Source organism: Microcystis sp. M165S2, assembly GCF_020245885.1.
In the GTDB taxonomy this organism is placed as follows: domain Bacteria; phylum Cyanobacteriota; class Cyanobacteriia; order Cyanobacteriales; family Microcystaceae; genus Microcystis.
Genome location: NZ_JADBTZ010000339.1, coordinates 1 through 8,590, shown reverse-complemented (window position 1 = coordinate 8,590; position 8,590 = coordinate 1). Strand labels below are relative to the sequence as shown.

Genomic DNA, 8,590 nt, shown 5'->3' with positions numbered 1-8,590 from the left:
GCTTGTAGCTAAGTGAAATCATTGATTAAGAGACCTGTGCTTTTCAATAACTTTTTCAGCAAACCCTATTTAGGGTTGGCTGAATAAATCTAAAAACCTTGTTGGGTAAGACTTTTAGACTTTTTGTCAATCAAAAAGTACCGGACTGGGAGTGATCAGGGGGAAAATTCCGGGACTTTTTCCCTGAAAATTAGGTAATTGAGCAGATGAAAATCGGTAAAACCCTACACCCCACACCCCACACCCTGCCCCCAAGAAAAACTTTTTGCCGCAAACCCTATTTAATACTGTCACTTCAAACTCAAATCTGATAGCTGATAACTTACCCACTGATAACTGATAACTGATAACTGATAACTGATTTAACCGCGGCTTTCCTTAAAGGTTTTGTAGGCGGTTTCGGAGTTGAAAATATGGCAATAATCAACGATTCGCTGCATTAATGCCCAAGAAAACTCGGTTTCTTTCAGGTGACTACCCCAATTTTCTTTGAGACTAGCGTGAACTTTGCGGAGGTTATAGGAAGGAATCGCCGTCGAGATATGATGGGGGATATGGACATTAATATCGTGACAGAGAATTTCTACCCAACGGGGATAGCTACAGTGAACTGTCCCTTCTAGTTGCGCTAAAGCTTGATTCCAGTCTTCGGGATAGGAAAATTGAATATCCGGGTCCGTGTGATGGACAAGGGTAAAGGTACTCATCCAAAAATGATAGACAAACCAAGGTACCACCCAAAATTTAACCAATCCCCAGACACCAGTGTAGAAAATGAGGGTTGGGAAAAAAATAGCGGCAAAAACTAGGACGACAATCATCGAAAAGCGCGCTTTTTCCCGTTCGTTCTCCTTGAATTGTTCGATGTTGAAGTGTAGAATAGCCCAGTGGGCGATCGAACCAAGCCACCAGAAACGTCCGCGAATGCCGCGATAAAAGAGACGCACTAGGGGATTAGCTGAGTTAAAAGCTTCTAATTCCCACGGATCCCAAGCATTATCTATAGTTACCATGTTAGTTTTAGTATGATGGCGATCGTGCAGGAAACGCCAGCAGTGGAAGGGATAGATAAGCGGTAAGAGGAAAATATGACCGACAAGATCATTAACCCAGCGTCGATTAGCAAAAGACCGATGACCGCAATCATGCGCGATCACAAAGAATCCCGTTAAAGCTGTACCAGTGAAAATCCAAGCTAAAGGCAGTAAATACCAGGGAGAATAAACTAGCATTGCATAACCGGACATGACCGCCAAAATATTCGTAATCACTCCAAACCAAGCTTTAACCTGGTCTTTCTGGAAATATTCTTTGGGAATGCTTTTAATAATATCTTTCAGTTTAAAGTCTGGCTCGATCGAGGTGATCAACTCCCCATGCAATTTATCCGTCGTTGCCGTCATGAAATCTCCAATTACACTTAGGTGAACCCTTGACAAGAAATCAGCTAGGAGGTGCGGCTAAATTCTGCTCCCTACCACAAGCCAATTTTTTTGTCAATATATTCTTAACTTTAATTAATAAACTTCCGCGAAGCTTAATAATCCTTTACTTTATATACCATAAGAGGAGATTTTCTGTTTTGGCCAAATTTGCCTTTTGCCTCTTGCCTTTTGCCTTCAGAAGCTGATAACTGATAAAAACCCCAAATATTGACTATTTTTAGGCTTTTTTTTAACGATTAGCGGTGCTTTCTAGGGATTTAATCTCCTCCTGTACCTTACGGTGTTCGCGATTTAACTGTTTTTTGACCGATTCGGGGAGTTGTTCCTGTTTTTTCAGGGCATTATTAAAGTAATCCAATGCCAGTTTCAAAGAGCCAGTATTTTTATCCGTATTGCCTTGAATTCTCAGGATTTGACCTTTCAGATACATTAATTCTGGATTATCGGGGGTCGCTTTCAGAGCGTTATCGATAAACTGCAAAGCCTGATCGTACTGCTTTAAATCCCGGTAAGCTAGAGCTATACCTCGATCGACCAAGTAATCAGGACTTCCGTAGGTTTCTAGCCGTTGAATTGCCTCTTGGGGACTAGAAAAGGGTAGATTAACCGCTAAAATCAAATCCATATAACCCTTTAACAGATTCAATTCTGGATCCGTAGGATTAACCTTTTCTGCGGTTTCCAAATACTGAAACACCTGTTGTAATCTGGGGATAGCCGATACTGCTCCTTCGGTTTGAAAAACGTAGGTTCCCTCCAAAAAACTCCCCACCGCTAGATACAAATTTCCCCTTAAGGGGTCGCTGGCCTGCATTTGCTTGGCCGCTTCCTTAGTTTTCTCGGAGTAGGTTTTTAGGGTGTTCCAATCCTGGTCGGTAAAAGCAAGAGAGGCGCGCATAGCATGGGACAAAGGTTCTTGGGGTTCCTTTTCTGTGGCCTCAATAGTTAATTTTTTGGCCTCTAGATAGTTACCTTCTTTAAAAATAGCGTTAAAAGCGGCCTCGGTCTTATCGCCAATCGGTCGGGGATTGGTTTTGCGGAAAGGATCTCCAGCTAACCCAGGACCAATCCAGTTAACCATTACCATAACAGTCAGCGAAGCACCGATCGCCATTCTTTTCGTTAAACCTAACCTCAGCACCATGGTCAAAAGTCTCCTTGAGCGAATGAAAAAATCTGTCACAATAGAAACGGGTTTCTAGACTTAATTTCCAGTTATTTTCCTCTCAATGCTTTATCTCAAAGATGTGGTTTATCATCCTCCCGCTGCTCTCAATCCCATTTTACAGGGGATTAATCTCGAATTAGCTCCCCAAGAATTAGGTCTGATTGTCGGCCCCAGTGGTTCCGGAAAAACGACTCTTTTGGAAATTCTAGCAGGCTTTGCCGATAAAACAGCAGGGACAATTCACTGGCGCGACCAAGAATTAACGGTCCTGCACCTGCAACAATTAGGAGGAATCGTTTTTCAGTTTCCTGAACGTCATTTTTGCGGTAAAACCATCCTTGAGGAGTTGCGTCTCGGTCATCCGGAGATTAAAAGCGATCGCCTAACGGCGGCCTTAAAGGAGGTAGGATTAGAAAATATGCCTCTGGATACTTCTCCCCACAATCTTAGTGGAGGTCAACAGCGTCGTTTATCCCTCGCTGTCCAGTTAATCCGGCAGCCTAATCTGTTACTTCTCGATGAACCTACGGCCGGTTTAGATTGGTCGATGCGTCGTCAATTGGCTAAACTTCTCGCTAGTCTCAAACAACACTGGACTTTATTAGTAGTTAGTCACGATGCCGGAGAATTACTCCCCATTGCTGACCGTCACTGGAAAATTGAACAAGGACATTTGCGGGAATTAAAAAGTGAAAAAACAGATAGTTGAGGTTTTAGGGTTTTGGGGTATTAGTTGAAATTCCCCACTTCCCTCATAGCTGATGACTGATAACTGATGACTGATTACTGATTACTGAATTAATGATCCTTCCCGAATTATTTGACCTTTGGCAAGAAACCCTAGAATGGCAACCCGATGGGGCCATACAAGCGCGATTTCAACAACTTTATGACTTGATTTTAGAGGGTAATCAACGTTTTAATCTCACCCGAATTACCCAACCAGAGGAGTTTTGGGAAAAACATCTTTGGGATTCTTTATCGGGTTTAGCTTGGTTACAAAAATCCCAGCCAGATCTATTGACAAAATCCCTATCAGTCATCGATTTGGGGACCGGGGCCGGGTTTCCGGGGGTGCCAATTGCGATCGCCTATCCCCATTGGTCGGTGACTCTCTTAGATTCCACCCAAAAAAAGATTAATTTTCTTGAAGAAGTTATTGACAAATTAGAGTTAAATAACACGAAAACTCGTTTAGGTCGGGCGGAAATCGTCGGGAAAAACCCTAAACATAACTGTGCTTACGATATCGTCTGTTTGCGAGCGGTAGCTAATGTGGATATCTGTGTTAACTATGCTTTGCCTTTCCTGAAAAAGACCGGAATCGCTATTCTCTATCGTGGTCAGTGGTCATCGGAGGATAGTTCGAGTTTAGAGAAGAATCTAGGGAAAGCTGGCGGTAAAATCCTCGAAATTGCCAGTTTTACCACTCCCTTAAGCCAAAGCGTCCGTCATTGTCTATATATCGGCAAGGGATAACTTTAAGCGGTGAGAGGATGGAAAAAGAAAGCCAAGGCGAGGATAGCATAGGTAGCTAAGAGTAACATTCCCTCTAACCAATTCGATCGCCCATCACTACTAATCGAATTAGCTAACCACACCGCTACAACCACTGCCACCAACTCAAAGGGATTAAAATTTAGATCCATGGGCTGACCGATAATATAACCCATGATAACCAAAACCGGAGCCACAAACAGGGCGATCTGCATACTGGAACCGACGGCCACAGATACCGATAGATCCATTTTATTCTTAAGGGCGACGGTGACAGCCGTAGCGTGTTCGGCCGCATTACCGATAATAGGCAAAAGAATCACCCCGGTAAACAGCGCCGTTAAACCTAGCTGTTCCGTAGCCTCCTCTAGGGATGCCACCAATAACTCCGATTCTACGGCCACGGCGATAGTAACGACCAATAAAATCAAAGACCAAAACCAGACTTTCGGCTTTTCGGGGTTTTCTGTGGCGCTTTCCTCCTCGATACCAGCAACCCCGACATCGTAGAGATAGGTGTGGGTTTTCATGGAAAACAAGAGACTTAAACCATAGACGAAAATTAACACCGCTGCCACGGCCACGGATAGACGCTGTAGGACTGCTTCCCCGACTCCCGTGGAGGTAAATTCCACGGCAGTGGGTAAAAGAATCGCCACCACCGCTAAATTCATGGCCGAGGCATTTAAACGGGCAGTTATTGGTTGAAATTCCTGTTCTTTGAAGCGTAAACCGCCTAAAAACATCGATAATCCCATAACTAAGAGTAAATTACCGATAATTGAGCCAGTAATCGTCGCTTTTACCACATCGATAAAACCTTCCCGCAAAGCGACATAGGCGAGAATTAATTCTGTGGCATTGCCAAAGGTGGCATTCATCAAACCGCCAATATTTGGCCCGACCACCACCGCAATCGCTTCCGTGGCTTCCCCCATGTAGGCCGCTAGGGGGATAATGGCTAGACAAGCGGTGATAAAAACTACTGTTCCGCCCCAGTGTAACAGCGAACCGGCGATCGATAGCGGCACAAAAATCAATAAGATGGCGAAGATGGTATTTTTGCTTAACATAAAGTGGGTAATTTTGTCAAGATAATTTTATTTTGATTGGGTCGGGAACTAATGGGTACTAGAATCGGATTTTAGCCAAAATTCCCCGGTAGAACCGGTTATTATCCATAATATTGCCCTAAAACCGTCTCTGAGCGACTTTTCTAGGGGTTCGGGGGGTGATTGGGAGGGAACAGTCACCGGTTTAATCACAATTCCGCGACTACCAAAAACAATTTCTCCCACTAATCGCGCCCTTCTCATGTGATTATCGGAAGTGACTAGATAGACACTATCAATACCTTGGGCTTTCAGTTGATCGGCTAGGCTAGTAAAGTTAGTGACAGTATCTCGCGCATTGTAATCGAGATGGAGACGTTCTGGGGGAATTCCCGCTTTTTTAAAAATCTTTCTCACATATCGTCGCGGACTACCGGAAGACACCCAAATCGGTAGATCAGGATATTCCTTCGCTAATTTTGCCGCAAAACGTTCTCGATCGGCATGACCTCCCAAAACAAAAATCGCTTCCGGTTTTGCCCACTGCTGACGTAAATCGTAGTATAACCAGCCTAAACTCGCCAAAATTAGCGGAATAGCCAGCAATTTTAACCTAGATTTGCCTAACTTCGCTTTCAGAGAAACTCGCTTTTTTCTCCGAGAATTAGCCTTGAGAACCATATAACAGTAATCGGTGAGCGGTTGTCAGCCTTCAGCTTTGTGGGTTAAAGTGATCGAGGGTGAGGGTCATCGAACTCACATTGACGTGGGAGATAGGGATTTTATCCCCTAACTGACCGATAATTTTCCCAGAAATCAGGTTGATTGATGCGGTCGCTTACATCCCCCACCAACGGGCCAACGCTTCGGGAAGGGGTAGCAAAATACTTAATAACAAAGCCAAGGAAAATAGTCCTAATAAATCTCGTTTATTATCCAATTCAGTCACATCATTTAATGCAGGTTGATCGCTGACTGGCATTAATAAAAGAATAATCGCCCAGAGTAAAAAATCTGGCTGCACTAGGGCTAAAATAAACATGAATAATCGAGTTAATTGACCGATAATTATGGCGGTTTTCTGCCCATACATGGCGTGAACAATATGACCACCATCCAATTGACCCACGGGCATTAAATTGAGGGCTGTAACGATAATTCCCACATAACCAGCTACCGCTAAAGGATGTAAATTGATCGCTTTTCCGGCGATTAAATTACTGCCGAGGGCTAGTTTAGCTACGATAGACAAGAGCAAAGAAAACTGCGGATTTAAGGCCTGAAAATTTAATAAACTGCTTTGATTAGTTAGGGGAACTATTTCCGAGAGGGACAATCCCCAAAACAGTAGAGGAATAGCGATAATTATACCCCCCAAAGGACCGGCCACTGCCACATCAAATAAAGCTTTGCGGGTGGGGACTGGGGATCGCATTTGAATAAAAGCCCCGAAGGTGCCGAGGAAGAAAGGAATGGGGATAAAATAGGGCAAGGTAGTTTTAATTTTATATTTAACTGCTGTCAAATAATGGCTAAATTCGTGCAGTCCTAAAATAGCAATTAAGCCTAAACTGTAGGGGAAACCTTGCAATAATAAACTAGAATTATTTTCTAATTGTTGAGAGGTAATGCCACTTAATCCTGCACCGATGACTGTGGTAGTTAAGAGAGTTAATAACAATAAACCCAGGGCAAGAAAGGGGCGAGTAATTTTTTCAGTTTCTATAGTTTCTGTTTTTTGCTGCCAGGGATTAGTCACAAGAGCGAAAAAAGGTTGTCCCTGAAAACTTTCTTGGAAAAGCAATAAAAAGCGATCCCCAAAAACCTTCTCCACATTGTTTTTAATCACTTGATAAGCTTCTTCAGGAACCGCTCGCAATTTGCCCCGACAGAGAATTGCCTGGGGACGATAATCGATATTTTGCAGATAATAAATCCCCCAAGGAAAACAATCTCGTAGGGATTTTTCCTCTTCGGCAGTGATCGGTTTTAAATTATTTTTAGCCGCAGGATTATCAAGATTTTCTAGGACTAAATTCGCTGTTTCCGGTGGTGATGGGGGACTTTCTTGGGGAGTAACCCGTCCCTTCTGTACTAACCACCAATACAAAAAAGGACAGATCACAAAAGGACCGATCAGCAAAAATGCCGGCATGGGGGTATCCTCTCCATAGATTAACATCCAGCCCGTCCAAATTAGAGCCGGAGTCATCAGGACAAACCAAATTAACCAAATTGGTGTTGTCGTGATTTTGGCCACGCTACGCTTGACGATAAAATAGGTGAAACCGCCCAGAATCCCTAATAACAACCACATTTCCATATCGGCTCTTTTCTCTTGAGTAAAAGGCGGCTAATTTCAGCCGGCCCGGTCAACGATTGTGCTAAGTTATAAACCGCATTGATTGTGATTTGGATAGGCAAACCATGCGATCGGAAACCGAATCGTCTCCTTTAGAGGTTAGCAAAACCACAAAACCCCCTCGATTAATTCTAGAAGGTTTATACGCTTTCTCGCCTAATCGGGAAACCCTAGGGGGAACCTCTTATCTTATTGTAGAAAATACTGGTAATATTCTGGTGGATTGTCCTAGCTGTGAGGAGAGCGAGCGGGATTTTCTGCGAGAAAAAGGAGTCCGTTACCTATTTTTTACCCATCGCGGGGGTCAGGGGAAACAGGGCGATCTTCTGCAAAGTTTGCTCAATTGTGAGATTATTCTACAGGAACAGGAAGCTTATCTGCTTCCTCACCGTCAAATTACCGTTTTTTCCCAAGAAATCCAGTTATCTCCCACTTGTAGCGCTTTTTGGACTCCAGGCCATTCTCCCGGTTCCTCCTGTCTCTACTGGCAACGTCACGGGGGGGTTTTATTTACCGGTCGTCATCTTCTCCCCGACACCAAGGGTCAACCGCAACCCCTACAGACCGCGAAAACTTTCCACTGGCCGCGGCAATTGCGATCGCAACAGGCCATTTTAGACCGTTTTAACCCAGAAACTCTCTCCTATCTTTGTCCTGGAGCTAATACCGGCTTTTTACGCGGTCGGGGAATTATCGATCGCGCCTACGAAAAAATCAGCGCAAATTCTCTTAACTAGGGTCTGCTGAAAAAGTTTTTCGGTGGGGGTTGGGGGTTGGGGGTTGGGGGTTGGGGGATGGGGGATGGGTTTTACCGATTTTCAGGTGGTCGTACTAAATCCGGTTATTAAAAACTGATTATTTAGGGTCTGCTGAAAAAGTTTTTCGGTGGGGGTAGGAGTCAGGAGTCAGGAGTCAGTAGCCGGTCGTTTCAGGCTTTGTTGCCCTTGTTTTTTGTACCAAGCGATGTACTACAAGAAGGATAATGCAAGGTTTTTGAAAGTCCCAATCCTATTTTCTTGCACTAACATCGGACTTTAACAGGTCAAAAGCTTTATTTTAAAAGGGT

At 43.9% G+C, this 8,590-nt stretch carries 8 protein-coding genes; 3 read left to right on the top strand and 5 right to left on the bottom strand.

Features of this window, described 5'->3' with window-relative positions; all coding sequences use genetic code 11:
• Positions 1 to 362: 362 nt before the first annotated feature.
• Both IM479_RS16870 and IM479_RS16865 read right to left on the bottom strand, forming a co-directional pair.
• On the bottom strand, positions 363 to 1,403 hold the full coding sequence (locus IM479_RS16870) for a fatty acid desaturase (RefSeq protein WP_287685995.1): 1,041 nt from the start codon (positions 1,401 to 1,403) through the stop codon (positions 363 to 365).
• Positions 1,404 to 1,674: 271 nt separating this feature from the next.
• On the bottom strand, positions 1,675 to 2,589 hold the full coding sequence (locus tag IM479_RS16865) for a Sll0314/Alr1548 family TPR repeat-containing protein (protein ID WP_287685994.1): 915 nt from the start codon (positions 2,587 to 2,589) through the stop codon (positions 1,675 to 1,677).
• 85 nt (positions 2,590 to 2,674) lie between these two features.
• Between IM479_RS16865 and IM479_RS16860 the strand changes: the two genes are divergently transcribed.
• Positions 2,675 to 3,322 carry an ABC transporter ATP-binding protein gene (locus IM479_RS16860; protein ID WP_287685993.1) on the top strand — a complete coding sequence of 216 codons (648 nt, stop codon included), beginning with the start codon at positions 2,675 to 2,677 and terminating at the stop codon, positions 3,320 to 3,322.
• 92 nt (positions 3,323 to 3,414) lie between these two features.
• Positions 3,415 to 4,092, top strand: a complete 678-nt coding sequence (rsmG, locus tag IM479_RS16855) for a 16S rRNA (guanine(527)-N(7))-methyltransferase RsmG (RefSeq protein WP_287673119.1) — start codon at positions 3,415 to 3,417, stop codon at positions 4,090 to 4,092.
• Between the two features lie 2 nt (positions 4,093 to 4,094).
• Here the strand turns inward: rsmG and cax are convergent, their stop codons facing one another.
• The 3 genes from cax to IM479_RS16840 form a co-directional block, all read right to left on the bottom strand.
• Entirely contained in the window at positions 4,095 to 5,183 is a 1,089-nt protein-coding gene (cax, locus tag IM479_RS16850) for a calcium/proton exchanger (protein WP_287673118.1), read from the bottom strand.
• Between the two features lie 48 nt (positions 5,184 to 5,231).
• Entirely contained in the window at positions 5,232 to 5,843 is a 612-nt protein-coding gene (locus IM479_RS16845; RefSeq protein ID WP_287673117.1) for a YdcF family protein, read from the bottom strand.
• A gap of 157 nt (positions 5,844 to 6,000) precedes the next feature.
• Positions 6,001 to 7,485 (bottom strand): site-2 protease family protein, encoded by a 1,485-nt coding sequence (locus IM479_RS16840; RefSeq protein ID WP_287685992.1) that lies wholly within the window; start codon positions 7,483 to 7,485, stop codon positions 6,001 to 6,003.
• A gap of 104 nt (positions 7,486 to 7,589) precedes the next feature.
• Here IM479_RS16840 and IM479_RS16835 point away from each other — a divergent pair, with 104 nt between their 5' ends.
• The gene (locus IM479_RS16835; protein ID WP_287685991.1) at positions 7,590 to 8,261 is read left to right on the top strand and encodes an MBL fold metallo-hydrolase; all 672 of its coding nucleotides are present in this window, start codon (positions 7,590 to 7,592) and stop codon (positions 8,259 to 8,261) included.
• Positions 8,262 to 8,590: the final 329 nt, after the last annotated feature.

What these genes read in the sequence shown, in the direction of transcription:
- IM479_RS16870 (WP_287685995.1), bottom strand. Translation starts at nt 1,403, where the DNA reads ATGACGGCAACGACGGATAAATTGCATGGGGAGTTGATCACCTCGATC.
- IM479_RS16865 (WP_287685994.1), bottom strand. Translation starts at nt 2,589, where the DNA reads ATGGTGCTGAGGTTAGGTTTAACGAAAAGAATGGCGATCGGTGCTTCG.
- IM479_RS16860 (WP_287685993.1), top strand. Translation starts at nt 2,675, where the DNA reads ATGCTTTATCTCAAAGATGTGGTTTATCATCCTCCCGCTGCTCTCAAT.
- rsmG (WP_287673119.1), top strand. Translation starts at nt 3,415, where the DNA reads ATGATCCTTCCCGAATTATTTGACCTTTGGCAAGAAACCCTAGAATGG.
- cax (WP_287673118.1), bottom strand. Translation starts at nt 5,183, where the DNA reads ATGTTAAGCAAAAATACCATCTTCGCCATCTTATTGATTTTTGTGCCG.
- IM479_RS16845 (WP_287673117.1), bottom strand. Translation starts at nt 5,843, where the DNA reads ATGGTTCTCAAGGCTAATTCTCGGAGAAAAAAGCGAGTTTCTCTGAAA.
- IM479_RS16840 (WP_287685992.1), bottom strand. Translation starts at nt 7,485, where the DNA reads ATGGAAATGTGGTTGTTATTAGGGATTCTGGGCGGTTTCACCTATTTT.
- IM479_RS16835 (WP_287685991.1), top strand. Translation starts at nt 7,590, where the DNA reads ATGCGATCGGAAACCGAATCGTCTCCTTTAGAGGTTAGCAAAACCACA.